This window comes from Stenotrophomonas sp. GD03877 (genome assembly GCF_029840555.1).
Classification (GTDB): Bacteria; Pseudomonadota; Gammaproteobacteria; order Xanthomonadales; family Xanthomonadaceae; genus Stenotrophomonas; species Stenotrophomonas geniculata.
Map to the genome: position 1 here is coordinate 100,774 of NZ_JAOCCT010000005.1, position 26,081 is coordinate 126,854.

27 protein-coding genes and 2 pseudogenes are annotated in these 26,081 nt (G+C 64.5%); 26 read left to right on the forward strand and 3 right to left on the reverse strand.

Features of this window, described 5'->3' with window-relative positions:
- Nucleotides 1–291: 291 nt before the first annotated feature.
- The 11 genes from N5D20_RS05290 (at nt 292) to N5D20_RS05340 (ending at nt 10,481) form a co-directional block, all read left to right on the forward strand.
- Nucleotides 292–1,038, forward strand: coding sequence for a hypothetical protein (locus N5D20_RS05290; RefSeq protein WP_011871432.1), 747 nt, complete (start codon nt 292–294; stop codon nt 1,036–1,038).
- Between the two features lie 118 nt (nt 1,039–1,156).
- Nucleotides 1,157–1,369, forward strand: coding sequence for an AlpA family transcriptional regulator (locus N5D20_RS05295; RefSeq protein WP_009876569.1), 213 nt, complete (start codon nt 1,157–1,159; stop codon nt 1,367–1,369).
- A gap of 42 nt (nt 1,370–1,411) precedes the next feature.
- Complete coding sequence (locus tag N5D20_RS05300; protein ID WP_011871433.1) at nt 1,412–2,287, forward strand: ParA family protein; 876 nt, start codon at nt 1,412–1,414, stop codon at nt 2,285–2,287.
- Nucleotides 2,271–2,531: a hypothetical protein gene (locus tag N5D20_RS05305; RefSeq protein ID WP_009876571.1), complete on the forward strand. Its 261-nt coding sequence runs from the start codon at nt 2,271–2,273 to the stop codon at nt 2,529–2,531. Before N5D20_RS05300 ends, N5D20_RS05305 begins: the two co-directional genes overlap by 17 nt.
- The gene (locus N5D20_RS05310; RefSeq protein WP_009876572.1) at nt 2,524–4,188 is read left to right on the forward strand and encodes a ParB family protein; all 1,665 of its coding nucleotides are present in this window, start codon (nt 2,524–2,526) and stop codon (nt 4,186–4,188) included. Before N5D20_RS05305 ends, N5D20_RS05310 begins: the two co-directional genes overlap by 8 nt.
- 15 nt (nt 4,189–4,203) lie before the next feature.
- On the forward strand, nt 4,204–4,764 hold the full coding sequence (locus tag N5D20_RS05315; protein WP_009876573.1) for a DUF2857 domain-containing protein: 561 nt from the start codon (nt 4,204–4,206) through the stop codon (nt 4,762–4,764).
- A gap of 3 nt (nt 4,765–4,767) precedes the next feature.
- Entirely contained in the window at nt 4,768–6,018 is a 1,251-nt protein-coding gene (locus N5D20_RS05320) for an STY4528 family pathogenicity island replication protein (protein WP_011871435.1), read from the forward strand.
- Between the two features lie 331 nt (nt 6,019–6,349).
- The gene (locus N5D20_RS05325) at nt 6,350–7,129 is read left to right on the forward strand and encodes a PFL_4669 family integrating conjugative element protein (RefSeq protein WP_011871436.1); all 780 of its coding nucleotides are present in this window, start codon (nt 6,350–6,352) and stop codon (nt 7,127–7,129) included.
- Nucleotides 7,126–7,653 carry a DUF3158 family protein gene (locus tag N5D20_RS05330; protein WP_049323458.1) on the forward strand — a complete coding sequence of 176 codons (528 nt, stop codon included), beginning with the start codon at nt 7,126–7,128 and terminating at the stop codon, nt 7,651–7,653. The genes N5D20_RS05325 and N5D20_RS05330 overlap by 4 nt, the downstream gene beginning before the upstream one ends.
- Before the next feature lie 73 nt (nt 7,654–7,726).
- Nucleotides 7,727–8,167: a single-stranded DNA-binding protein gene (locus tag N5D20_RS05335; RefSeq protein ID WP_003098976.1), complete on the forward strand. Its 441-nt coding sequence runs from the start codon at nt 7,727–7,729 to the stop codon at nt 8,165–8,167.
- A 283-nt stretch (nt 8,168–8,450) separates the two neighbouring features.
- Nucleotides 8,451–10,481, forward strand: a complete 2,031-nt coding sequence (locus tag N5D20_RS05340; protein WP_003116834.1) for a DNA topoisomerase III — start codon at nt 8,451–8,453, stop codon at nt 10,479–10,481.
- 723 nt (nt 10,482–11,204) lie between these two features.
- Here N5D20_RS05340 and N5D20_RS05345 read toward each other — a convergent pair.
- Complete coding sequence (locus tag N5D20_RS05345) at nt 11,205–11,840, reverse strand: cation transporter (RefSeq protein ID WP_003098972.1); 636 nt, start codon at nt 11,838–11,840, stop codon at nt 11,205–11,207.
- Nucleotides 11,841–12,257: 417 nt separating this feature from the next.
- On the opposite strand from N5D20_RS05345, the gene N5D20_RS05350 reads away from it, so the two are divergent.
- Nucleotides 12,258–12,461, forward strand: a complete 204-nt coding sequence (locus tag N5D20_RS05350) for a hypothetical protein (protein ID WP_023657334.1) — start codon at nt 12,258–12,260, stop codon at nt 12,459–12,461.
- A gap of 454 nt (nt 12,462–12,915) precedes the next feature.
- Here N5D20_RS05350 and cadR read toward each other — a convergent pair whose 3' ends face one another.
- The gene (cadR, locus tag N5D20_RS05355; RefSeq protein ID WP_003098965.1) at nt 12,916–13,314 is read right to left on the reverse strand and encodes a Cd(II)/Pb(II)-responsive transcriptional regulator; all 399 of its coding nucleotides are present in this window, start codon (nt 13,312–13,314) and stop codon (nt 12,916–12,918) included.
- Nucleotides 13,315–13,405: 91 nt separating this feature from the next.
- On the opposite strand from cadR, the gene N5D20_RS05360 reads away from it, so the two are divergent.
- From N5D20_RS05360 to N5D20_RS05400, 9 genes and pseudogenes are all read left to right on the forward strand, one after another.
- Nucleotides 13,406–16,318, forward strand: a complete 2,913-nt coding sequence (locus N5D20_RS05360; protein WP_003098961.1) for a heavy metal translocating P-type ATPase — start codon at nt 13,406–13,408, stop codon at nt 16,316–16,318.
- 3 nt (nt 16,319–16,321) lie between these two features.
- Nucleotides 16,322–16,822 (forward strand): signal peptidase II, encoded by a 501-nt coding sequence (lspA, locus tag N5D20_RS05365; protein ID WP_003098955.1) that lies wholly within the window; start codon nt 16,322–16,324, stop codon nt 16,820–16,822.
- Between the two features lie 465 nt (nt 16,823–17,287).
- Nucleotides 17,288–17,470 (forward strand): annotated as a pseudogene (locus N5D20_RS24705) (hypothetical protein); the annotation flags it as partial.
- Between the two features lie 337 nt (nt 17,471–17,807).
- Entirely contained in the window at nt 17,808–18,020 is a 213-nt protein-coding gene (locus tag N5D20_RS05375) for a hypothetical protein (protein ID WP_003116833.1), read from the forward strand.
- Nucleotides 18,021–18,041: 21 nt separating this feature from the next.
- Nucleotides 18,042–18,434, forward strand: a complete 393-nt coding sequence (locus N5D20_RS05380) for a hypothetical protein (protein ID WP_003116832.1) — start codon at nt 18,042–18,044, stop codon at nt 18,432–18,434.
- Nucleotides 18,435–18,616: 182 nt separating this feature from the next.
- A complete protein-coding gene (locus tag N5D20_RS05385) occupies nt 18,617–19,303 on the forward strand; it encodes a hypothetical protein (RefSeq protein ID WP_003116830.1) in 687 nt (228 codons plus the stop codon).
- 83 nt (nt 19,304–19,386) lie between these two features.
- The gene (locus tag N5D20_RS05390) at nt 19,387–20,124 is read left to right on the forward strand and encodes a hypothetical protein (protein ID WP_003116829.1); all 738 of its coding nucleotides are present in this window, start codon (nt 19,387–19,389) and stop codon (nt 20,122–20,124) included.
- A gap of 97 nt (nt 20,125–20,221) precedes the next feature.
- On the forward strand, nt 20,222–20,500 hold the full coding sequence (locus N5D20_RS05395) for a hypothetical protein (protein WP_003116828.1): 279 nt from the start codon (nt 20,222–20,224) through the stop codon (nt 20,498–20,500).
- A 288-nt stretch (nt 20,501–20,788) separates the two neighbouring features.
- Nucleotides 20,789–21,613, forward strand: a complete 825-nt coding sequence (locus tag N5D20_RS05400; protein ID WP_003098941.1) for a hypothetical protein — start codon at nt 20,789–20,791, stop codon at nt 21,611–21,613.
- Nucleotides 21,614–21,874: 261 nt separating this feature from the next.
- On the opposite strand, the gene merR is transcribed toward N5D20_RS05400, so the two are convergent.
- On the reverse strand, nt 21,875–22,282 hold the full coding sequence (merR, locus tag N5D20_RS05405) for an Hg(II)-responsive transcriptional regulator (protein WP_003098939.1): 408 nt from the start codon (nt 22,280–22,282) through the stop codon (nt 21,875–21,877).
- Between the two features lie 71 nt (nt 22,283–22,353).
- Between merR and merT the strand changes: the two genes are divergently transcribed.
- The 5 genes and pseudogenes from merT to N5D20_RS05430 all read left to right on the forward strand — a co-directional run bounded on the left by merT (nt 22,354) and on the right by N5D20_RS05430 (nt 26,049).
- Nucleotides 22,354–22,704: a mercuric ion transporter MerT gene (merT, locus tag N5D20_RS05410; protein WP_003116827.1), complete on the forward strand. Its 351-nt coding sequence runs from the start codon at nt 22,354–22,356 to the stop codon at nt 22,702–22,704.
- A 12-nt stretch (nt 22,705–22,716) separates the two neighbouring features.
- Nucleotides 22,717–23,004, forward strand: a complete 288-nt coding sequence (gene merP, locus N5D20_RS05415) for a mercury resistance system periplasmic binding protein MerP (protein WP_003116826.1) — start codon at nt 22,717–22,719, stop codon at nt 23,002–23,004.
- Between the two features lie 10 nt (nt 23,005–23,014).
- Entirely contained in the window at nt 23,015–24,703 is a 1,689-nt protein-coding gene (gene merA / locus N5D20_RS05420) for a mercury(II) reductase (RefSeq protein ID WP_003098932.1), read from the forward strand.
- Nucleotides 24,704–24,727: 24 nt separating this feature from the next.
- Nucleotides 24,728–25,719 (forward strand): annotated as a pseudogene (locus tag N5D20_RS05425) (Tn3 family transposase); the annotation flags it as partial.
- A 45-nt stretch (nt 25,720–25,764) separates the two neighbouring features.
- Nucleotides 25,765–26,049: a DUF3085 domain-containing protein gene (locus N5D20_RS05430; protein WP_031629745.1), complete on the forward strand. Its 285-nt coding sequence runs from the start codon at nt 25,765–25,767 to the stop codon at nt 26,047–26,049.
- Nucleotides 26,050–26,081 lie beyond the last annotated feature (32 nt).

Genomic DNA, 26,081 nt, shown 5'->3' on the forward strand with positions numbered 1-26,081 from the left:
GGGATATCAGACCATATCGAATCGGTCTTGATGTGCTTGACGCACCCCATGACGCTGGCACCGTGAGCGCAATTGTCGAGCGTGCTTCTTCCTTATTACTCGACGGACCGGCAACTGGTCAATTCTTGCATATCGAGCAAGAGAGAACCACCTGTGACGGGTGCCATGATCTCTTCCGTCCATGTTCCAGGGCATCGCCCCAGGCATCAGCCACAGGCATAACGAAAAAACAGCCCCTTGGTGGGGCAAGAAGGAGCCGGTGATGTAGCGCTTCCGAAAGGAGACGAAAACATGCACAAGGAGCCACCACTATCAAAGGTGTTCTATCGTCCCATCGAAGCTGCCATACGGTGGGCTGGGTTGTTGCGGTACGAAGCGGTGATCGTCGCATCGATCGCATCACCGCGTTGTCTGCCGCAGATGTTGGACTGCCCGCGATGGAACGAGTGTCGGCTGTACTCGGAACGCATCTACGACGGTATCCTCAACGCCGAACTACCCTTCGGCAAGAACGGGATCACACTTAATGACCCAGATCTGGTGAGTTCACTCGATCTGACCGTCCGCCATGTCGATCTGAAGCGGTGGATGCGCACCCACTATCCCGAGCATCGGCCGGGATTTCTGTTCAGTCGCGGCGAGCGCATGGTGCATCCCTTCATCACCATCGAGACAGGACAGGCAATCCTGCTGGAACGGCTGGCTCTGCAGGCCGCGCTGGACCATAGCCGACGCGAGATGCGCGAACTGCAACAGCAACACGAAGTCTTGCTAAAGCAGTCCGCCGTACTGCTGGCTCCCAAGCAGTGCGTGATCAGTGATCGGGCGGAAACTACATACCTGAACATCATCGGCGGCATGCTGACGCTGATGCTGAGCCAATCCCCATCCGGCGTGCCGTACTCCAGCTTCAAGACGCAGGAGGCCATCGTCACCGCATTGCTCGCCCACTATGGCGGCACCATGGGCATCACGGAGCGAACCTTGAACGGCAAGTTCGCCAATGCCAGGAAGAATGTCCGTAGCGCAGCCGCGTGAATTCTTCCATCTTGTATGTGCAGTCGCGGAGATTGCATTTGCAATGTTTTTCCGCAGCCATGTCTATTGAATAGAGGTCACGCCAACAAACGCTACTGAGCGTTCAGGAGTGACCGCCATGTCGCAAATACCTGTACTGCCACCGCACGAGCGCCGCATCCTGCGGCTCGATGAAGTTGAAGCGAAGTCCGGCTTCAAACGCGCCCACATCTACAACCTGATGAAGAAGCGCCAGTTTCCGCAGGCGTTGCGCCTGGGCGTGCGCGCCGTGGGCTGGGATTCGGTCGAGATCGACCAGTGGATCGCCGAACGCCTCAACAACCGGACCTGACCCGCTCCCCCTCGATTTTCCCATCGCCAAACGGAGAGCGCCATGCAGGTCGTATCCATAATTTCAACGAAAGGCGGCGTAGGCAAGACGACTACGGCCGCCAACCTCGGCGGCCTCGCCGCGGACGCGGGGCTGCGTGTGCTGCTGCTCGATCTCGACGTGCAGCCGACCTTGTCGTCCTATTACGAGCTGGCACACCGCGCTGCCGGCGGTATCTATGAGTTGCTGGCGTTCAACGAACGCGCCCTCGATCAGTTGGTGTCCCGCACCATCATCGCGGGCCTGGACCTGGTGCTCTCGAACGATCACCGGGGTGAACTGAACACGTTGCTACTGCACGCGCCAGACGGACGCCTGAGACTGCGGCACCTGCTGCCGGCGCTGGCGCCGCTTTATGACCTGGTGCTGATCGACACCCAGGGTGCACGCTCGGTGCTGTTGGAGATGGCGGTGCTCGCCTCTGACCTGGCGCTGTCGCCCGTGACCCCGGAAATTCTCGCTGCCCGCGAACTGCGACGCGGCACCATGCAGTTGCTGGAGGACATCGCGCCATACCGGCACCTCGGCATCGAACCGCCATCCCTGCACCTGCTCATCAATCGCGTCCACCCCGTGTCCGCGAATGCACGGATGATCCAGCAGGCGCTGCGCGACCTGTTCCAGGACCATGCCGGCATATGCGTGCTGGGCACCGACGTGCCGGCCATCGAGGCCTATCCGCGCGCCGCAACCCGCGGCCTGCCGGTGCATCGCGTCGAGCATCGCCAGCCGCCGGGCAGAGTTGCGCCCGCCGCGCTCGACACCATGCGCGCGCTCGCCGGCGAACTGTTCCCACAGTGGCAAGACAGATTTGCCCTCGTGTCCGGCCGTCCTCCTCGTTCCATTGAAACCGGGAGGTCACATGGCGAACGCACATGAACTGGCCCGCGGCCACAAACGGCTGCGCGCCCTGATTGAGTTTGCGGTGAGCGAAGGCTGGCACGTCAAGCGCACACGGGGCGGACACCTCAAGTTCACCAAGGCCGGCTGCGCCGCCATCTACACCAGCTCAACAGCGAGCGACTACCGGGCGGATCTCAACGCCCGTGCACAGATCCGCCGCGCCGAGCGCGAGGCCCGCATGGCCCGGGCCGTCAACGCCGAGGGATGTGGTCATGGCTGAGATGACCTCCCAGGACATGGCCGGCAAGCTGCTTGCCGCCGGGTTCGAGCGCAGTGGGCCATCGGCCACGGCCTTGAGCGACCCGATCGCCGACACGCCGATGGTCGTGACGCTGGACCAGTTGCGGCCCTACGACCACGACCCCCGCAAAAAGCGCAACTCGGCCTACGATGAAATCAAGGCCTCCATCCGAGAGCGCGGCCTGGACGCGGCGCCAGCGATCACACGCCGTCCTGGCGAGGCGCACTACATCATCCGCAACGGCGGCAACACCAGGCTGGCGATCCTGCGTGAACTCTGGGCGGAGACCAAGGACGAACGCTTCTTCCGCATATCGTGCCTGTTCCGGCCGTGGCCTGCGCGCGGAGAGATCGTCGCCCTGACCGGGCACCTCGCCGAGAACGAACTACGCGGCGGCCTCACGTTCATCGAGCGCGCCCTGGGCGTCGAGAAAGCCCGCGAGTTCTATGAGGCTGAAAGCGGCACCACCCTGAGCCAGTCCGAGCTGGCCCGCCGCCTGGCCGCCGACGGCTTCCCAGTCCAGCAGTCGCACATCAGCCGCATGGCTGACGCGGTGCGCTACCTGCTGCCCGCGATCCCGACCGTCCTATACGGGGGCCTCGGCCGCCACCAGGTCGAGCGGCTGTCGGTCATGCGCAAAGCCAGCGAACGCACGTGGGAGCACTATGCCAAAGGCCGCTCCCTGCCGCTGGACTTCGACAGCTTCTTTCTGGAGGCGCTGTCGCAATTTGATGTCCAGCCCGACGAGTTCTCGCCGCCGCGTGTGCAGGACGAGTTGATCGGTCAGATGTCCGAGCTGCTGGGCATCGACTACGACGTGCTCGCCTTGGACCTGACCGAATCCGAGAGCCGCCACCGCGCCCTGGTCAGCGACCCAACCCCGCCATCGGCGCCGCCGGCATTGCCCGAGCCTGGGGCCATCGCACGGCCGCCGATCGAACCGGCACCGCCCCCCACTACAACTGCACCTTCTGCGGGCCACTCTGCCGACGCGCCGACAAGGCCCCGGGACGATGGGGCCCCGAGCGAGGCATCCGCAGCCAGCCCTGCGGCAGCGAATGGCGGTCTGCTTGACGAGCACATCATCTCTCCGGCACCCACGACGGAGCGGCTCCAGTCCATCCAGCGCATGGTCGCCGACCAGTTGGGCGATGCGCTGCCGCCCGACTTCTCGGCCAACGTCTTGCAGTCGATTCCCGTGCAGGCCGGTGGCCTCTATCCCATCTCGGACATCTGGTATATCGACCCTGGCCTCGACACACCCGACCGCCTGCGCATCCACATCGCGCAGTTCGCGCGCGAGATCGCGGGCGAGGCCGACCTGGACGCGTGTGTCGAGGATCGTTCTGATGGCATCGGGTTCACGTGTCGTGCCCCAGCCCAGGCTTCGTCGCCGCTCGCACGCGCCGTGCTCGCACTACTGGTTTCCCTGGCCGGTCAGCAGCCAGCCGGCGTCGGCTTGGACAGCGGGCAACTCATCACAGACCTGCCAGCGCTGTTGCACGGCCAGGGTCAACGTCGTGACGGCGGGGCCCGGCGATTGAGCGACACCGCGCTGGTCAAGCTGTTTCGTCTGCTGCGGCTGGCCCGGCGCCTGCTGGATCTGGAAGCCGGCGCTGTCGGTTCTGGGATCTGAGCGAGGGAGGCCTGCATGTCCGCACCGAACCCACTCAACCAGGCCGTCATCGCGCAGGCACTCTACGACCTACGAAACGGGCAACTGCGTCGCTGCAAGGCGATGGGGTTCGGCGAGGAAGAGCTGGATGCGCTCAAGCATCCGGCGCTGATCAGCGTGCTGGCCAATGCCAACGTCTCCTGGTGCTCTGTCTCGGTGAACCGGGAAGTGCTCCGGCGATTGCTCAAACAGGCGCAGGACGTGGAGAAGGAGATCGCCACCGTCGATCGCATGCTGCGCCTGGGTGCCAGTACCGAAATGGTGAGCCGCTTCTACGGGCTGACACATCAGGAAGTCGCACTTCGGCGCGAAGTTCTCGGCCTGCCCAAACGCAAGGGGCGCCATCCGGTTCTGGACGAGGAGCAGGACACCGAGCTGTGGCGGCGCTGGAAGGTCGTGACCAGCAGCAGGAACGTCGAGCTGGAGGATGAGACCTCGGTTCTTGATGCGGCAATGGACCTCGCCGAAGGCATGGAGCTGCCGCTGTCGGTGGTCTGGGCTGCGATCAAGAACTGGATCGATCAGGGACTGGGTTGAATCATGGCCGTGGACGACGCTGCACCACGAGCACCACGCCAAGGTCCGGTCGCCCTCGCTGATCTGTTCGACAGCGCGCTGAAAGACCTTGCACCGAAACCTCGCCCACTAGCACCGGCTCCCGCCTTCGCATCCGCGACGTCTCCTGTGTCTGCAACCGGCGACGGTTTCCTGTTCAGTGGAAATCGGCACGAGAGCGTGCCGCGACGGCTGTTCCTCGACCGACGCCTGACGCCGCTGGAACGCAATGCCTGGCAAGTCTTCCGGATGATGCTCAACGAGGATGGCGTCACGGCGTTTCCGACGTATGAGCAACTTCGCCCGTGGCTCGCGTCAATGCCCTGCGCCGGACAGGCCTCCCACGAGACCGTGGCACGGGCGCTGACGCTGTTGCGCCTGACGCGCTGGTTGAGTCTCGTGCGCCGCAGGCGCGACCCCAAGACCGGGCGCATCCTCGGCAACCTCTACGTCCTGCACGATGAGCCCCTGACCCCGTTCGAGGCGATGCAGCTCGACCCGGACTACCTGCAGCTCGTCAGCCAAGCCCTGGGCCATTCGGCCAGGGCCGTTCAGGTCGTGGGCTTGCACACGCTCAATGAGATCGCCGAAGACCCGCTGCTGTCTGGCCGCATGCTGCCCTCGCGGCTGCAGGTCCTTGCCGAACGCCTCGCAAGCCAAGGCATTGGGTCGCAGGAGAGTTATCCACAGGAGGACACGGTTCACGATTCCGAAGAAGGGGCGCCGAGCCTTCTTCGGAATTCTGATCGGCCCTCTTCGGATTCCGAAGCAGGGCCAAAACACGCAGCAGACGGCGCTCTTCGGAATCCGAAACAGGACCGTACTGTACGTAGTAGTCGTATTAATGAAGTACGTACTACCGCGCGTGAGCGTGGGCAGGCGCGCGCGATGCCGGGAGTTCGTCTGCCTGATCGCTTTCTCGGCTTGAAAGATGAACAGCAGGCCGGCGCCATGGTGGCATTGCAGCAGGTCGATGCCCCGCTACGCCAGGCCGTGCTGGACGAATGGGCGGATCGCTGTCGTGGCAGCACCATCCGCAACCCGGCAGGCTACCTGTTCGGCATCATCCAACGTGCCATCCGTGGCGAGTTCAACGCATGGGCCAGGCAAGCTGGGTCAGCACCGCCACCTGCCCCTGCACGAGATGCACCGCCTGAGCCACCGCGCAATGTAGTTCCGCCCGAGGTAGCCCGGCAGCACATCGACCGGCTGCGCGACCTTCTGCGCAGTAGCTGAGCGCGACGAGCGACAAGGGCGTGAAGCAGACGCCCGTGGCCGTCAGTAGAGCTATCCCCTGGGGATAGATGTGATGCAAGGCGTAACACCGAAAGACACAGGCTGGGTGCTTCTGTCCACGGTGCTGCAGTGGCGTCCGGTTCCTGAGCGCACCCACCATCTGCGCGAGCAGCGCTCTGTGGCGTTTGATGGAGCTATCCCCTGGGGATAGCTCGCATTGCGGGCCGCCACCACCACGACAACCGGGGACCAGTTCATTTCGGTTTGTTGACTGACTGCCTTCCGCTGCATGCCGATCCTGACCGCTCCTTTTCCCAAGCGAGCGGACACCATGGCAACCAACGAACCTCTGCAACTCAATCTCGGCTCTTTGCGCAGCGCGATGTCGCTGACGCTTCACACCCACCACGCATCGCGCATCTGGCATGGCCGCGCCGCCGCCGAGGGGCGACCCGGCATCGTCGGCCTGAACGGCTACATCGCCGTGATGAACAAGATGAAGCGCGGCTCGGAACAGGATGACCCGTACAGCGACTGGTGGATGTTGCGCATCGAGGAAAAGCTCGACCAGGCCAAGACCACGTTGCAATCGCTGCGCGAGCAGGTGGACCAGGCATTGGCCGGCGTGCCAGCGGCGTTGAGCCTGGGCGAGAACCTCAACGTGCAACCGGTGAAGCTCCCCTTGTTCGTGAACGCGCAGCTCGGCTTTGCCGCGGTCTATCTCCTGGCCGACTATGACGACATCGCCCGCAAGCTGATCCTCGCCCATCACACCGCGCTGATCGATCGCTCGACATTGGAGCGGTGGCTCAACGAAGGCGCTCACACGCTGCGCAGCCTGTTCAGCCTGGCCCAGCAGTACCGCTACTCGGGATGCACCCGCGACGACTTCGCGGCCAAGAACGCCGCAGCGCGGGCGGCGCTGGAGAAGTTCGGCGACTTGCCGCAGGACGTGCTCGAAGGCGCTCGCCGCTCGAAGTTTGCGCCGCCCGTCGTGCGCCGCGGCCTGCAACAGCGCAGTGATAGCGCTGCCGCAGCCGCACCTCCCAGCGACGAAGGCACTGCCGCCGATCCGGCCGAGGCCAGCACCGGCGAGGACGAACAGGCATGAGCGACCCGAACCGCGAACCTCGCTACTTCCGTGGTCTGGAACAGCCAGCCTTCATGCGGCTGGAACACGCGGCCTCTCTAAAAGGCCTTTTAAAGCCTTTTAAAGGTAAAGGGGACTTCGAGGCCTGGGCCAGCCAGTGCTTCGCCATGCGCGACGAGTTGATTGCCCTGGCGCAGCGACAGGTGCTGCCACAGGCGTGCGGGCATCCCTTCCACCTGCTTCCCGTCGAGCTGGCCCAGCAGACCACTGGCGCAGGCACGACCTTTCTTCGCTGGCGCAAGCACGATCGATCGGCCATGGGCGTGGCGTTGTGGCAGGAGCTGATGGCGAGCCCCAGCACGCCGGTCAACCTGCTGCACGACCTGCACGAGATCGAACTGCAGCGCGTCATGCTGAACATGCAGATCAGCCTGCTGCACACCCTGGGCAGGCAAGCACAGGAATGCGCCAGCAAGGCCGCGCAGGCGGACAACACCTACCTGCGCCGGCTCGCGTCCGTTCCTGCCGCAGTGCGCGATCGGTGATTGCGCCTGCCATCCGAGCACGCGCCCGAGCCCAACGAGGCACGGGTATTTCAACCACCACGGAGATTCCAACATGAGCACACAATTCATCGGCGAGGGCAACATCGGATCGCCTCCCGAGTACCGCGAATTCCCCAATGGCAACGACGATCCTCGCCGGTTGCTCCGGCTGAACGTGTACTTCGACAACCCCGTCCCCACCAAGGGCGGCGAGTTCGAGGACCGCGGCGGCTTCTGGGCGCCGGTGGAACTCTGGCACCACGACGCCGACCGCTGGCAGCAGCTCTACCAGAAGGGCATGCGGGTGCTGGTCGTCGGCCGCATGGAGCGCGACCCCTGGACGGACAACGAAGATCAGCCGCGTGAGACTTGGCAGGTCAACGCGCGCAGTGTCGGCATCCTGCCGTACCGCATCGAGTCTGTGGCCCTCAGCCCGAAGCCACAGGAGGCAGAGCCGAAGCCCCAGGCCACCCAGGAATCGACGGCGCCGAAAGAGACCAAGCGCAGGAAGTGATCGGGCATGGAGGGCGGCTGCCGCAGTGCTTCGCCGCCCTCCATGCGCTGCGAATTATCCCCAGGGGATAGCTCCACCAACGTCCACCGAGTTCCACGCGCGCTCCCGGAAATCGCGGCTCTCGGCCCGCACACTTCCGGCCACGCACCTTCCCCGCACTCGCCATTTCATCGGCGTGAAAGCGGTCGCTGCCGCATGCGGCTTGTTTGCTGCTGCCAGGGGCTGCGCTCGGCATCCTCGATCCCAGCAACTCCATGAACAACAGGAATCGGGATGGACGGATATGCGGCTGTTCTTGTGCGAGAAGCCCTCCCAGGGCAAAGACATTGGCCGGATTCTCGGCGCCACGCAGCGCGGTGAAGGCTGCCTCAACGGTTCCGGCGTCACGGTCACCTGGTGCATCGGCCATCTCGTGGAGGCGGCGCCGCCCGAGGCCTACGACGAGCAGCTCAAACGATGGTCCGTTGAGCAGTTGCCCATCATTCCCCAGCACTGGCGGGTCGAGGTCAAACCGAAGACCGCCACGCAATTCAAGGTCGTCAAGGCGCTCTTGGCGAAGGCGACTCACCTGGTTATCGCCACCGATGCCGACCGCGAGGGCGAATTGATCGCCCGCGAGATCGTGGAGCTTTGCGGCTACCGCGGCCCCATCGAACGCCTGTGGCTGTCGGCGCTCAACGATGCGTCCATTCGGGCGGCACTGGGCAAGCTGCGGCCTTCGGCCGAGACGCTTTCGATGTACCACTCGGCGCTGGCGCGCTCCCGTGCGGATTGGCTCGTGGGCATGAACCTGAGCCGGCTGTTCACGGTGCTGGGGCGACAGGCGGGTTACGACGGCGTGCTGTCGGTCGGCCGCGTACAGACCCCGACGCTCAAGCTCGTTGTGGACCGCGACCGCGAGATCGCGCGCTTCGTGTCCGTACCATACTGGGCCATCGCCGTGTCCCTGTTCGCAGGCGGTTCGACTTTCGCCGCGCAATGGGTTCCACCCGATGCGTGCACCGACGACGCAGGCCGCTGCCTGCGGCAGCCGGTCGCACAGCAGACCATGCAGCAGATCCGCGCTGCGGGCAGTGCCCACGTCGTGTCGGTGGAGACTGAGCGTGTCCGCGAAGGCCCGCCGCTGCCGTTCGACCTGGGCACCTTGCAGGAAGTGTGTTCCAAGCAGCTTGGGCTGGACGTGCAGGAAACCTTGGAGATTGCCCAAGCCCTGTACGAGACGCACAAGGCCACGACGTACCCCCGCTCGGACTCCGGCTACCTGCCCGAGAGCATGTTTGCCGAAGTGCCCACCGTTCTCGACAGCCTGCTCAAGACCGATCCCTCGCTGCGCTCGATCATGGGCCAGCTCGACCGCTCGCAGCGCTCGCGCGCCTGGAACGATGGCAAGGTCACGGCGCACCACGGCATCATCCCGACGCTCGAACCGGCGAAGCTCTCCGCCATGAGCGAGAAGGAACTGGCCGTGTACAGGCTCATCCGGTCGCATTACCTGGCGCAGTTCCTCCCTCACCACGAGTTCGACCGCACTGTGGCCAAGTTTTCGTGCGGGGGGCAGAACCTGGCGGCCACGGGCAAGCAGGTTGTCATCCCGGGTTGGCGCCAGGTGCTCGCCGAGCCGCAGGCCGAAGACGGTGATGGCGAGGGCGATACTGCGGTCCGCGCCCAGGTGCTGCCCGCGCTGCCGAAACTGTATGAGGGCCTGGCATGCCAGGTGGCCGACGTCGATCTCAAGGCACTCAAGACGCTGCCGCCCAAACCGTACACGCAAGGCGAGTTGGTCAAGTCCATGAAAGGCGTCGCCAAGCTGGTGTCCGATCCCCGCCTGAAGCAGAAGCTCAAGGATACGGTTGGCATCGGCACCGAAGCGACGCGGGCCAACATCATCGGCGGCCTGATCGCTCGCGGCTACCTCGTGAAGAAGGGGCGCGCCATCCGCGCCTCGGATGCGGCTTTCACTTTGATCGATGCCGTGCCTGCGGCGATTGCCGACCCTGGCACCACCGCCGTCTGGGAACAGGCGCTCGACATGATCGAGGCCGGACAGCTCACCCTGGACGTGTTCATCGGCAAGCAGGCCGCGTGGATTTCGCAGTTGATTGCGCAGTACGGCAGCGCCTCCCTGTCCATCAAGGTTCCCCAAGGGCCGGCATGCCCGCAGTGCGGCGCACCCACGCGCCAGCGCAGCGGCAAGAGCGGCCCGTTCTGGTCGTGCAGCCGCTACCCGGACTGCAAAGGCACGCTGCCAGTCGAATCCGGCAGCTCCAAGCGCGGCGCCTCGCGCCCGCGCCGTAGCGGCCGCAAAGGCTCCTGACCGCCCCCGTTCCCCGTGAGCCGTGCCCGCCTTCGGCGGCGTGGCCCCTGTCCCGCACTCCGCCGCATGCCCTGCGGGACGCCCAGCGCGCAACGCCTTCTTGATCCGTGTGCGCGTCCCGCCCAGCCGTCCCCGGCCGCGGGACCTGAAGGTAGCTTCTCTGCGAGCCGCACCACGCGCGTTCTGTTGATCTGCGTTTCTTCCGCCCTCTGCGAAGGGTCTCCCGGTGGCTTGCCAGGCTGCACGAGCCACCGGGAGACCCTTCGTGGTCAGCGGTAATCGGTGCCGGTGCCCGCCGGTGCAAAAACGGGCTCCCTTTGTGCGCGGATGTGCGCCAGACGATGCCGGCCCCAGCCACGACATGGGCCGGGTGTGATTGCTTGATGAGCAGACGGTTCTAGCGACGACCGGGCCTGCCAATCAGCCCACGGGTGGTTCCTCTTTTCTCCCGAGCCGAAGGCCGTTGGGCCTTCGGCGCCATTCTCCTGCCCATCAACGTCCCGGCCCGGCCATTGGCCTGGGCCACACGAACAGGAGAGACGACATGCACCCTCAACCTTGCGCACCGCTGCTGTACGGCAGACGGAGGTCGAGAACGGCATGCCCGCCTATCGCGCGGCCATCGCCAATGGTACGCTCGGCTGCAGCCGAGGCCGTAGCCCAAAGGCTGGACTACCTCTTTTGCAGAGGTAAACCTCGGGATGAACTGGGCGAAAACATGCCTTATGTGCCCGCCTTACGGCGAGCTGTTTCCGATGCTTCGCGCAGGATTTCCCGCCCCCCATTCGCTGCGATTGCGGCCACGATGACGCCCAGCACCAGATCCGGGATGTTCGACCCGAACCCCATCACCAGCACCCCGGACAGCACAATCGCACCATTGACGATGGAGTCGTTGCTGGTAAAGATCGCTGACGCCTTGAAGTTCACATCTTCCCCGCGATGGCGGCGCAGTAGTCTGAGGCACACTAGGTTCAAAGCCGCGTTCAGCGCGGCCATGGCCATCATGGCTGGGCCGACAGGCTCTTCCCCTCCAGCGAAGCGGCGTAGGACTTCCAACAGCAGCAGCGCGGCCAGGCCGATTAGCAAGAAACCCGACAAGCGGGCCGCGCCCACCTTGACCGTTGCCGCACGACCGACGGCATACAGGCTAACCGCATAGACCGACGCATCGGCGAGGTTGTCCAACCCGGCGCCCATCAGCGCCGTAGAGCCAGCCCAGATGCCAAGGGCAATGCCGGCGGCGGACTGCGTCAGGTTGATCAGCAACACAGTCAGAAGAATCTTTCGGTCCTTCGCATCGCTCGCATCTAGGCGGCCCAACTCGTCGTTTTCGTGATTTCTGTGGTTTTCAGCCATGCATTGTTCCTTCCAAATCGATGGATGCTGAAGCCTGTAGCGGCTGGAGAGTCAAGGCGCAGATGCAACGAACTTGCCACAGGGTCTTCCCGGACGCCCTTGACTCTACCGTAGCTAGAAGGTTTTCCAATCCAGTCAGAGCTTTAGGACAGAACAGATGAGCACCAATGCGCCCCCTTCATTGCGACTGTCATCCGGTATGGCTGCTATCCACTGATCCGTGGCGCCACTGCGGTTGTGCTCTTCGGCGAGCTCGCGACCGGCCGGCCGTCTTTTCCGACGGAGCTACTCACAGTGATCGTCGCGCTCGCTTGTGCCGCCTTGCTAGAGGGCGGGCGGCCTTTCCACTCCCCGTTGAGCCAGTAGCGGCGTTCCAAGCTGTGGTTGGCCGTCGGCGCATGGCTCGGCTTCTTGGTCGTGCATCTGGCCTTCCAGCACTCCAATCTGGGATACCGGGTCGGGCCGTTGGGATTGTTGATCGGGGTGGCTGAAGCCCATCGCTGGCATCACAAGCGTGAGCACGAAGACGCCCAAGTCAACTACGGCGATTTCTGGATGCCCGGGGGCCACTTGTTCAGCGCTTTCCGGTCGCAAAAGCACACGCTGGGCGCCAAAGAGTGACACTCAAGAAAGATGGACTTTCCAATGGACTACGGCCCGCAGCTTGTCTATCCCTTCCGGAGCCGGCCAGCAGCGGCAAACGCTTGCGCTGCTGGCTATACGATCTTGCCCACGTCGCATTCTTGCGCGAGTCGGGCCTTGCGGCTTCTTGCGAAGCGATCGCGAGTTGCGTGGCGTGCCCATGAGTCGGGCCGCGTCGTGGCGCACTGCTACCTTGGCCTGCACCTGCACCTGCGCAGCCACGCCGCGATGCTCGGTCTGGCCTGGAGAACCCGTAAGGTGGCGGAGATTGCGGCGCGCAGGTCGTCCGGCTCGCGCTGGCTCCTGTGGGCCACGCCCTCGGTCGCACGCCGTCTCAAAACGTCAGAATCGCGCGCTTTCGCATGATGGAGCGCGGCACGTGGCTCTCAGAACTGGACCCGATCACTTCCAGCACCGATGACACGCTCGAGCTTCAGGCGGGCTCGGCCAAGCTGTTGAGAATGCCGCACTCGCGCGAGGTTCGGGCGCTATCGCAGGAGCGTCGCAGATCCATTAACTCGCGCTCCAAGGCGCGCAATTCCTTCATCTTGGTCCGCACTTGCGCGATATGAGCGTCGACCAGCGCGTTCACCTCGCCGCAGCCCAACTCTGGCCGATCCCGTAAGTTCAGCAGTTGACGGATCTCATCCAGCGTCATGTCCTTCGCCCGGCAGCGGCGGATGAACAGCAAGCGCTGCAAATGGACTTCGTCATAGAGCCTGAAGTTGCCCTCGCTACGTGCAGGCTCGGGCAGCAAGCCTTCTGACTCGTAAAAGCGCACGGTCTGCACCAAGCAATCTGCCTTCTTGCCCAGTTCACCGATCCGCATCATGGTTGCTTCCTATAAAAAACTTGACTCTATATCTACTAGAGGTTTTCTAATGATGGCATCCGGGGAAAACCTTGTCAATGAAGAGCGATCTATGAACAAAGAACCTTCCAGCCCATGCGCCTGCTCCGGCGGCAATGGCCAACAGACGGCGTGCGCCAGTGAGCAGGCCAGCACTGAAACCACCGTTTTCCACGTGAGCAACATGGATTGCCGCAATGAGGAAGCACTGGTGCGGCGAACGCTGGAGGGCATGCCCGGTGTCGAGCGGCTCCTGTTCGATCTTCCGCAGCGTTTGTTGACCATTTCGCACCGCGAAGTCTCGGCCGATGCCTTGGAGCAAGCGCTGAATTCGGTGGGCATGAAGGCTCAGGCTGTCCGAGACGCCGCCGTGTCGACCACCTACCGCATCGAGAACATGGACTGCCCGAGCGAGGAGAAACTCATCCGCTCGCACCTCGGGGCAGTCGAGGGAATTCAGGACCTCGACTTCGACCTCGCTGAGCGCACCCTGTCGGTGAAACACCTCGCTCAGGCACGCGCGCAGATGGAGCAGGTCCTGGCCTCGATCGGCATGCGCGCCAAGGAGCAGACCTTCGGCCACACGGGGCCGATCGAAGCCGCGGCTGTGATCCCATCCTCGGCCCTGCAGCAGCAACCAACCGCTGCCGTTTCCGCGCCGCCGATCGGCGAGCGGGTGACGTACCGGATCGAGAACATGGATTGCCCGACGGAAGAAGCGCTGATCCGCGACCGGCTGGGCAAGCTGCCGGGTGTGACCGCGCTCGACTTCAATCTGATGCAGCGTGTGCTGGGAGTCCAGCACACGCTGGCGACCTCAGCGCCGATCGAGAAGGCGCTTGCTTCCATTGGAATGCAGGCTGCGCGGCAGGACATGCAGACAGCCACCACGGTACTTCGCATCGCGAAGATGGACTGTCCGACCGAGGAAAGTCTGATCCGCGGCAAGCTGCAAGGCATGCCGGGCGTGCAGGGAATGGATTTCAACCTGATGCAGCGCACGCTCACGGTTCGGCACACACCCGACGCGATCAAGCCGGCAGTCGAAGCCATCGAATCGCTGGGCATGGAAGCCGAGGTCCAGAGGACTGATGAGCCGCGCGATGCCCCGGTGGCCGCGCACAAGACCAATTGGTGGCCGATGGCGGTTTCGGGCGTTGCGGCGGTGGCCGCCGAAGGCGTGTACTGGGTCAACGACGGCAATCATTGGGCCGTGATCGTGCTGGCACTGGTTTCGATCTTCACCGGCGGCCTCAGCACCTACAAGAAGGGCTGGATCGCGCTGAAGAACCTCAACCTGAACATGAACGCCCTGATGGCCATCGCGGTCACCGGCGGCATGGCGATCGGCCACTGGCCGGAGGCCGCCATGGTCATGTTCCTGTTCGCGTTGGCGGAAGTGATCGAGGCGAAGTCGCTGGACCGCGCCCGCAACGCCATTCGGGGGCTGATGGACTTGGCGCCCGAGACCGCGACCGTGCGGCAGGCCGATGGCTCATGGACAGAGCTGCCGGCCAAGGAGGTCGCAAAGGGCGCGGTGGTCCGCGTGCGTCCTGGCGAGCGCATCGCACTGGACGGCCTGATCACCTCGGGTCGATCGGCCATCAACCAGGCGCCCATCACCGGCGAGAGCCTGCCCGTCGAGAAGGCCGAAGGTGACCAGGTCTTCGCCGGAACCATCAATGAGACCGGCTCTTTCGAATACAAGGTGACCGCAGGCGCCAGCGACTCGACGCTCGCGCGCATCATCCATGCCGTGGAGTCCGCGCAGGGCAGCCGTGCGCCCACGCAGCGCTTCGTCGACCAGTTCGCCCGCGTCTACACGCCGGCGGTGTTCGCGGTGTCCGTGCTGGTTGCCGTCGTGCCGCCGCTCGCCTTCGGCGGCGCATGGTTTGACTGGGTCTACAAGGCCCTGGTACTGCTGGTGATCGCCTGCCCCTGCGCTCTGGTCATCTCCACGCCGGTCACCATCGTCAGCGGCTTGGCCGCTGCCGCCCGACGCGGCATCCTGATCAAGGGTGGCGTCTACCTGGAGGGCGGGCGCAAGCTCAAGGCGTTGGCCCTGGACAAGACCGGCACACTCACACATGGCAAGCCCGAGCAGACCGACTTCGTGCCGCTGATCGGCGAGGCGCAGGAAGTTGCCGCCTGGGCCGCAAGCCTCGCGGCACGCTCGGACCATCCTGTGTCTCAGGCCATCGCCCGCAAGGCGAACCGTGACGGCATCGCGCTGCACGAGGTCGACGACTTCGCGGCGCTGCCTGGCCGCGGCGTGCGCGGCCGCGTCGCCGGGCGCATGTTGCACATGGGCAACCACAGGCTCGCCCAGGAGCTGGGCCTGAGCGAAGCGACGCTCCAGGCTCGGCTGGAGACCCTGGAGCGCCAAGGCAAGACAGCGATCCTGCTGATGGACGATGCGACCGTGCTCGGCATTTTTGCAGTGGCCGACACCGTGAAGGAAACCAGCCGTGAGGCGGTGGCCGACCTGCAGGCGCTGGGTGTGCGCACGCTGATGCTGACGGGGGACAACCAGCACACGGCCGCGGCCATCGCTGCCCAGGTCGGAATCTCTGAAGCCCGTGGTGACCAACTGCCCGAAGACAAGCTCAAGACCATCGAAAGCCTGGTCGGCGGCGAGGGCCAGGTGGGCATGGTGGGCGACGGCATCAACGATTCGCCCGCGCTCGCCCGTGCCGACATCGGCTTCGCCATGGGCGCGGCCGGCACCGACACCGCGATCGAAACAGCCGACGTCGCCCTGATGGACGACGACCTGCGCAAGATCCCCGCCTTCATCCGGCTGTCGCGTAGCACTGCGGCGATCCTCACGCAGAACATCGTTCTGGCCCTTGGCATCAAGGCGGTGTTCCTTGCGTTGACGTTCACAGGGCATGCCACCATGTGGATGGCTGTGTTCGCTGACATGGGGGCAAGTCTTTTGGTTGTCGTCAATGGGCTGCGCCTCCTGAAGTTCAAGGCGGCATGAACAATGGATGAACCATCTCTTCGCAAGACGCAGTGGTACTCACTCGCGATCGTTATATTCGCCGGCGATCAGGCAGCTAAGAGCTACATTGACGCGACAACTCCCTTGGGTTGGTCGCACGAGGTGGCGTCATTCTTCAACCTAGTTCACGCTCTCAATCCCGGCGCGGCGTTCAGCTTCCTTGCTGGCGCGGGCGGCTGGCAGCGGTGGTTTTTTCTGGCGATCGCGTTCGCAATATCGGCATGGCTCGCATGGCTGCTCTCCCGGCCGCTGCGCAAAACGGAAGGCCTTTCGTACAGCCTCATTCTGGGCGGCGCATTGGGCAACGCGTTCGACCGCGCCACGCGCGGGCACGTTATCGACTACATCGACTTTCACCTGCACGGCTGGCACTGGCCCGCCTTCAACATCGCTGACATGGCCATCGTGGGCGGGGCGATCGCGCTGGTGGCCCAGTCGTTCATGAGCGTGGAGAACCCGGCCGCCACAAAGGAGTCCCAGTGACATTGGGACGATCCGGAAATTCGCAATGCACACGGTGCAGGACACCAATCTGAAGAGAACGGCCCCCAGCATGAGCGGCCGCGGCTTGGCCCTCATGCTAGCGCCCACCGCCGCTTTTGCTGCAACGCCCTGTTGCGATGGCGGCGATTGCTGCAACGACGTCGCAATGCCTTGCTGTGAATAAACAGCACGCAAGCCAGTTGACCTGGCAATTATGAAAGTCCATCACGGCGATGCTGGCCTTTTTCGTTCCAATGAGCCGTCACGGAGAGGTGATGATGAAGCTATGCCGGGATCCTGCAAGCTTTAGGACGGTCTTCTTTACCGCATAGCGATATGCTGATGTCACCCGTTCGCCTCGCCTGGCAAGTACAAGTAGTTCGTCGCGGTTTTCTGGCCGTGTCCGCCCGCTTCGCTGGCCCTTTTGCCCCAAACAAGCGCAATCATGCCTGCGTTACCACCAAAGTTCGCCCCCGCCAGTTGCTGTTCCTAAAGGGCATCAAGCTCAACGCCATCGCCGACCGGCCAGCGTATTTCGCATCGCTGCGTGCCCGTCGGGGCCAGCCCATCGTCATCCTCGCAGAGCTGGGACCGGACGAGGCATTCGCCCTGTGGAAGCAGCATGTACTGGGCGACAGGCCTCGCTGACCCAGTTTCGCCTCATCCTCCTGACAGCCCCGCACTTATTGCGGGGCTTTCTTTTTTCCGCGTTCGCCAATCGGGGCTGTTGCAAATGCCGATTTCCGGCTGACGCGGCTCGCCTCGCGCATGAAGCTGCCCGCATGTGTCGCTGATTCGTCAGCACCATGCCAGCAGCCAGAGTTTCCAGGCTGCCGCGGATTCTTTCCGCGCTACCCGCCAGTCCGCCATCGCATCGAGTCTGCGGACGCGCGTCACCCGTGACGCCGATGCTTTTTTCTCAACCGCGTGCGGGAGCTGCCATCCCGTGAGGGACGAGGCCCCGCTTTTTCCAAGGAGCCCGTCCATGTCCCAGCAAGCCTCTTTCGGCCAGTTGGCCTTGATCCATTGCGGCAAGTTCCTGCCGCTCGAAATCCTGCATAGCGCCGCCGGCCACTACATCGGCACGCGCGATACAGAAGGTCCCGTTTCGCGGGAATCCTGCCAGTACTTCCGCAGCTATGCCGCGGCTCAACGTGCCCTCGAAAGAGGCGGCTGGTCCCAGCTCGCCACACCCTGATCCAACTGGAGGAACCACGTCATGAACCAGCTTTTGCCCCAGGAAGTCGTCGATCAGATCATGCGGGAAGAGCAGCATTTCGCCGCCGCGCCCCAAGCCTTCTTCGAGGTCTGGAAGCGCGGCGTCGAGATCGCAGGCCCGCAATGGTTTGGCGACGGCACGCGCGAAGGCCTGAACCAGGCAAAGAGCAAGTGGGATCTGCGTCCCGACATGCTGCGTGCCAACGACGCACTCGGCGTCCTGAGCAGCGGGGAACGCATGTTCCTGTCCGCCATGTTCAGCTTCTACAACGCGCGCGAGGGCGGTGCCATGCTCAAGCGCTGCCACTTCCAAGGACTGTCGGACTTCGATGGTCTCGATCTGCAACGTCGCCAGGTGATCGCCGACCTGCTGCTGAACTACAGCGGTTGGTGAGCCGGTCCCTGGCACACCTTCATCACTGCGTTCACGGGACCCCATGAGGGACATGCGCCTCGTTCGAGGCCATGTCCCTCGCGTTTTCTCCCCGCCCAGCGCCATCCGGCATCAGGCGGTTTCCCCTGCGGATGCCATCGTCCGCAAGGGCTGGCTCCGTTCATTCATCGAAAGGAGCCTTCATGGCCAACAACTACTACGAAGCCACCGGCGTTCTCGTGCTCGACCGTGTGACGCCCGTCATCCAGGCGCTGTTCGGCGCCTTCGCGCTGGACGAGAGCCACCCCGGCAACGGGCAGGCCTACATCGCCCAGATCGCCGAGACCACCAATCCGCAATGGCCGGACGTGCTCGATGGCCTGGAAGACCTGGCCACGCAACTCGGTATTCCGATGCCGGACGACGAAGGGCTGTCGATCCCGCCGCTGCTCGAACTGCTCGCCGTGCACTTCCGTGCCGATGAGGACGAAGAGCTGGGGAACTTGATCGACCGTCATTCGTTCGAGGACACCGCCGATCTCGACGCATTGTTTCTGATCGCCACCCGGTTCGATGACGGGCACCACCTGACCGCCATCCAGTTCGAGGGCTGCTGGTACTGCAGCAAGCCGCGGCTGTTCGAGTTCGGCGGCAACGGCTGCTACCTGAGCCGCGAGGTCCGCTTCATCAGCTCCTCCTCCCAGGCCCTCCAGCTCGGCGACCAATTGCGCAAGACCATTGTGGCCGCCGACATCGAAGAGGCTTCGGCCCTGATCGCGCTGGAGACCATCAATCTGCTGGCGGGCGTCAGCGACGAGCCATTCCGCATGAATTTGCGCCGGCGCGTCGCCGAGCGATTGGCCCAAACGCCAACGATCAGCGTCACCTGACGCTGTTTCCTTTCTTTCCACCCACCGGGGTCAATTCCCGGTGGCGGGGATTTGCTCCATCATTATTCTGTTGGAGAAATCCCATGTCCCAGAATCCCAATCCCTTTCTACGCGGCTACTGGAATCTGAAAATCGTCCGCACGCTGTCCATCAGCTACGAGGACGGAAGCCCGCATGTTTGGCGAAACATCCACCCGAGCCAGCAGCACCTCTGCGACGCGGCGCTGGTTTCTTCTCCTTGCATCATCACCAGCGACTTCGCGGTGGTCAGGACTGGCACCGAACCTGTCGGCGCCGCACTGATCGCCGAATGCGACGCGGCTGAAGGGGGCAGCGGCGAAGGCATGGTGGGTGCCGTGGTGTACGCGATCCACGGCGACGACTTCGACGGCCGCCCCGTCCACATTGGCGACACCTATTCGGCCGAGGCCGCACGGGAAGTCGTGCAGCGGTTGAGCTTCGAGACCGGCTACTACAGCCGGTGCTGGGAAATCAGCAGCGCGCACATCAGCCGCGAAACCGGCCAGTACCTGGCCAACCTGGCTGACCTCGCGACGCCGGAGGCCTTTTTGTTCATCGCGTTCCGGATTCCCTACAGCCCGGCGATCGGCGTCAAGCTGATCTCCACGCCCTGGACGGACCAGCACCTGCAGGACGTCGAGGGGATCGCCGCCGAGCAGCTTCGGCAGGAGCACCGCAGCAAGGGCATGCCGGACGAGCTGGCACAGATCCTTGAACTGGCCGGCCAGGCCGACGTGCGCATCCTCATCCTCGATGCCGACGCACCCGTGTTGCCGGGCCTATCGCTGGCCGGCGAATAGCTGCCACACACATCCCCGGCCTTCCTTGTCCTCACCGCATGCCGGCCCGGTCTCCCGCCAGAGAGCCGGGCCGGCGCACTTTCACAGGAGCGATCCCATGTTCCCCGACCTCATCACACCCGCATCCGACTTCGAGCACCAACTCGGAGCCTGCGTCAACGCCATGAGCCAGGAAGATGCCATCGGCCAGATCCTGGTATTCGAGCGCATGAGCGGCACGCTGCACATGCGCCATATCGCCAGCGCCGACCTGGTGGACACCGACGTGGACGACTACGAAATGGTCGTCTTCGACGGTGGCAACACAAGCGGCGACACGTGGAAACACGTGTTCTTTCCGCGTCAGCGCGAGCACTACTTCGTGTACCAAGCCTGATTCCTCCAGCCCCTTTCGAGGGGCTTTTTCTTGCCCGCAGCACAGGAAAACGGTTGTGGTGCGGTGCCGTTTCCTGCGGGCAGGCAGACCGCCCCAGGGCCATGCTTGCCCCATGTTCGTCGGCGTTGCCGGCACATGCCCAGGCAGTCGAGACCTTCGAGGCTGCAAGCGCGGGAAACCGTGCTGGTCGTTTCTTCCTACGGACCTACCGCGTCCATCCACGCCACCCACAAGGGACCTCTCCCTTGCGGGCGGGGAATCCCTTGTTTTTCCTCAAGGAGTTTCCCCATGGATCGTTCCCTCATCAAATCCATGATGCCTTCGCTGGTCGCAGGCCATGTGCCCCGCAACGTGCGGTCGTTCAAGTACCGCGTGTTCGATGATCAGCCGCTGTCCTCAACGCTGGGCTTCGCCATCGACCCCCAACCCTTCGACGGCAAGGTGGTCGCCGCGACCGACGATGCCATCGTCGTCAAGCTCAAGCCTTCCGAGTTCGCGGTGCTCGATCCCAGCCTGGTGACCACGGTTCCTGCCGAAGGCGCCAAGGTGCATGTCCAACCCTATGCCCGTCGTCGCTTCGACGGACTGCGCGCGGACACGCCGGAGGTCATCACCGAGGAGACTTCGGACGGCACGCCGTACACCATCACGAGGCACATCCTCGGCTCGGCGCCGGCCAAGCTGCCCATTCCCACGCCGCAGTGCATGGAGTTGGGCCAGCTCATCGAGCAGTTGGAGGAGATGCCGGCCCCCGATCGCTTCCGGCGCATCACCCACATGCTGGTGGATGCCGGTGCCCGCGACTTCACCTGGGTCGATCCCACGCCCTCCAAGATCATCGAGACCCCGCCGGCGATCAGCTTCACGGTCTCGACCGCGAAGTTCGAGGGCCGGGTGACGATCCTCTACGACCGCGGCGGAGACACCTACGTGGTGGAACTGCACCGTCAGAACGGTGAATCGGTCGAACTGGTCGATCGGCACGACGAGGTGTATTTCGACATGCTCGGCGAAGTGCTGGAGAGGCTCATCGACGACGGGCGCTGGCGCCAGATCGACGTGAGCATCCTCGACGCGAAAGCGGCCCGCAAGCGCCAGGCCGTCCCGGCATGACGCCCCGCAGCGAAACCGGGCGGTCCTGCGGCTGACCCGAGGCATCCGCCACGGCGTTCCAGCCGTTCCGGCCGCGTGCACTACAGGCCCTTCATCCCATCGGATGGAGGCCTTTCTCATTCTTCCACACAGGAGATTTCATCCATGTCACTGCGATTCAAAGGCGCTGACCTGCGCCCCGTGCTGACCGAAGCCATCGCCAATCAGGGGTCGTCTCAGAAAACGGAAAAAAATCGTACGCTAAGAGCCGAAGTGGGCCCTTTAGCAGCAATGCAAAGCTGCGATCAACGGGCAGGAAACATTGCCATGGTGCGCGTTGCACTCTCTCACTAGCGTCGACAGGGCCTCTTCCATCCGCGTGAGGTCCGCCATGCGTGCGCGCACATCGGCCAGCCGGTGAGCAGCCAGTTCGGCCGCCTCGCTGCAATGGGTGCCGTCCTCCAGTTTCAGGAGCTGGCCGACTTCATCCAGGCTGAATCCCAGGCGCTGGGCTGACTTCACGAACTTCACCCGCGCCACGTCCGCCTGCCCGTAGCGGCGGATGCGACCGTAGGGCCGCTCCGGCTGGGGTAGCAAGCCCTTGAGCTGATAGAAGCGGATCGTCTCCACGTTGACCCGGGCTGCCTTGGCGAAGGCCCCGATGGTCAGATTCTCTTGAGCGTTCTCCATGGCGCTTGACTCCGTAGTTGACTACGGAAGTAACGTTACAGCATCAAGCGAAGTCCCGGAAGGAGAACCTTATGTCGGAACCCAAGAACGGCTGCGGCGCACTGGCGACCGGCGGCGTCGCGGCCGTCCTCGCCTCGGCCTGCTGCCTCGGCCCCCTTGTCCTGGTCGCGCTCGGCTTCTCTGGCGCGTGGATCGGCAACCTGACCGTGCTGGAGCCGTATCGGCCGATCTTCATCGGCGCAGCGCTCATCGCGCTGTTCTTCGCCTGGCGCAGCATCTTCCGACCAGCCCATGCCTGCAAGCCCGGCGACGTTTGCGCCGTGCCCCAAGTGCGGACTGCCTACAAGGTGATCTTCTGGATCGTGGCCGCCCTGGTTCTGGTTGCCCTCGCGTTTCCCTACGTCCTGCCGCTGTTCTACTGAAAGGAGATCACCATGAAGAAACTCACCACCCTCACCACCCTCATCGCCCTGGCCGCCGCTCTAAGCGCGCCCGCCTGGGCTGCCACCAAGACCGTCACCCTGTCGGTGCCCGGCATGACCTGCGCCGCGTGCCCGATCACGGTCAAGACGGCTCTGTCCAAGGTCGCCGGCGTCGAGAAGGCCGAAGTCAGCTTCGAGAAGCGGGAGGCCGTCGTCACCTTCGACGAGGCCAAGACCAATGCCGACGCCTTGACCAAGGCCACCGCAAACGCGGGTTACCCGTCCAGCGTCAAGCAGTGAGGGCGTAATCATGGCCGAGGCGATCACCCTCCACATCGAAGGCATGACCTGCACGTCGTGCGCCGAGCACGTCCAGCAGGCTTTGACGAACGTGCCCGGCGTGCGCGCGGCCTCGGTGTCCTATCCGCAGCGGCAGGCCGAAATCGAGGCGGATGCAGGCGTGAGCGTGGCCCCGCTGGTTGCCGCAGTGGCCACGCTCGGCTATCGCGCACGGCTTACCGACACGCCGAACAAGCCTGCCGGCCTGCTAGACAAGGCGCTGGGCTGGCTCGGTGGCGAAACGAAGCATGTTGGCGGTGAACAAGCGCTGCACGTGGCTGTGATAGGCAGCGGCGGCGCGGCGATGGCGGCTGCCTTGAAGGCCGTGGAGCAAGGCGCCCGCGTCACGCTGATCGAGCGCGGCACCATCGGCGGCACCTGCGTCAATGTCGGCTGCGTGCCGTCCAAGATCATGATCCGCGCCGCGCACATCGTCCACCTGCGCCGCGAAAGCCCGTTCGATGCTGGCCTGCCGGCCGCAGCGCCCGCTGTACTGCGCGAGCGGCTGCTGGCCCAGCAACAAGGCCGCGTCGAGGAGCTGCGCCATGCCAAGTACGAAGGCATCCTGGCAAGCACTCCGGCCATCACCGTGCTGCGCGGCGAGGCCCGGTTCAGGGACACGCGCACGCTGACCGTGGCGACCGCTGACGGCGGCACGCACGAGGTGAACTTCGACCGCTGCCTGATTGCCACCGGCGCGAGCCCGGCGCTTCCGCCAATCCCGGGCCTTGCGGACACACCCCACTGGACCTCCACCGAGGCGCTGGAAAGCAGCTCGCTCCCCGAGCGGCTGGCCGTGATTGGTTCCTCCGTGGTGGCGGTCGAGTTGGCGCAAGCCTTCGCCCGGCTGGGCAGCCAGGTCACGATCCTGGCGCGCAGCACGCTGTTCTTCCGAGAAGACCCGGCCATCGGGGAAGCCGTAACAGACGCCTTCCGCGCCGAGGGCATCGAGGTGCTGGACCACACCCAGGCGAGCCACGTTGCCTATGCGGGCGGGGAATTCGTGCTCACCACCGGGCAGGGGGAAGTGCGCGCCGACAAGCTGCTGGTCGCCACCGGTCGCGCGCCGAACACGCGCAGCCTGAACCTTGAAGCGGCAGGCGTCGAAGTCAATGCGCAGGGAGCCATCGTCATCGACCGCGCCATGCGCACGAGCGCACCGCACATCTTTGCTGCCGGCGACTGCACCGACCAGCCGCAGTTCGTCTATGTGGCGGCGGCGGCCGGCACGCGCGCCGCGATCAACATGACCGGCGGCGACGCGGCGCTGGACCTGACGGCGATGCCGGCGGTGGTGTTCACCGATCCGCAGGTGGCGACCGTGGGCTACAGCGAGGCGGAAGCGCACCACGACGGCATCGAGACCGACAGCCGGCTGCTGACGCTCGACAACGTGCCGAGGGCGCTCGCCAACTTCGACACGCGCGGCTTCATCAAGCTGGTGGCGGAAGCTGGCTCAGGGCGGCTGATCGGCGTACAGGCGGTCGCGCCGGAAGCGGGCGAACTGATCCAGACGGCCGCGCTGGCGATCCGCCACCGGATGACCGTGCAGGAGCTGGCCGACCAGTTGTTCCCCTACCTGACCATGGTCGAGGGACTGAAGCTCGCGGCGCAGACCTTCAACAAGGACGTGAAGCAACTGTCCTGTTGCGCCGGATGAGGAAAAGGGAGGTGTTCGATGAACGCCTACAGCCGCGCCAACCGCCGCATCTACGCGGCCTTGTCCGATCCCCTGTCGGCCACCCACCGGCACCGCCTCGACGATCTGCTCAAGCGCCACGACAACGGCAAGACGACCTGGCTGGCCTGGCTGCGCCAGTCGCCCGTCAAGCCGAACTCGCGCCACATACTCGAACACATCGAGCGCCTCAAAGCCTGGCAGGCGCTCGACCTGCCTTCCGGCATCGAGCGGTCGGTGCACCAGAACCGCCTGCTCAAGATCGCCCGCGAAGGCGGCCAGATGACGCCCGCCGATCTGGCCAAGTTCGAGGCACAGCGCCGCTACGCGACCCTGGTGCGCTCGCCATCGAGGGCATGGCCACCGTCACCGACGAAATCATCGACCTGCACGACCGCATCCTGGGCAAGCTGTTCAACGCTGCCAAGCACAAGCATCAGCAGCAGTTCCAGGCGTCCGGCAAGGCGATCAACGCCAAGGTGCGGCTGGCCACCTCGATCAAGCAGGGCACGGTGACGGCCTCGCTGATGCTCAGGAAACTCGGCAGCTACCCGCGCCAGAACGGCCTGGCCGTGGCGCTGCGCGAGCTGGGCCGCATCGAGCGAACGCTGTTCATCCTGGACTGGCTGCAAAGCGTCGAGCTGCGCCGCCGCGTGCATGCCGGACTGAACAAGGGCGAAGCCCGCAACGCGCTAGCCCGCGCCGTGTTCTTCAACCGGCTGGGCGAAATCCGCGACCGCAGTTTCGAGCAGCAGCGCTACCGGGCCAGCGGCCTCAACCTGGTGACGGCGGCCATAGTGTTGTGGAACACGGTCTATCTGGAACGGGCCTCAAACGCCTTACGCGGTCACGGCCAGACTGTCGATGACGCCCTGTTGCAGTACCTGTCGCCGCTGGGCTGGGAGCACATCAACCTGACCGGCGATTACCTCTGGCGCAGCAGCGCCAAGATCGGCGCGGGCAAGTTCAGGCCGCTACGACCGCTGCAACCGGCTTAGCGTACGATTTTTTCCGTTTTCTGAGACGTCCCCAATCAGTGCCGCATTGTCCTGGTCAAGGATCAGGGCGTGTACTTCCTCGCCGAGCGTGGGGAGCGTCGCCCGGATGGGCGCCAGGCACTGCTCGCCTACGCCGTCGGATGCAACCCGGACACCGACCCGTTCGATGACTGGTGGCACCTCGCCGGCCGCGAGCTGGGCGGCGATGACTTCGCGGAGTATTTCGACCCGAAGGACGGCCTGTTCACGCGCCTCCAGCACTCGGCGGACGATCTCGTGCTTTCCGCCACCGCCACGCACCTGTCCTTAGCAGTGGTGCCTCCCGCCTGACGCGGCAACCGCCTCGCAGCCCCCGCATCGGG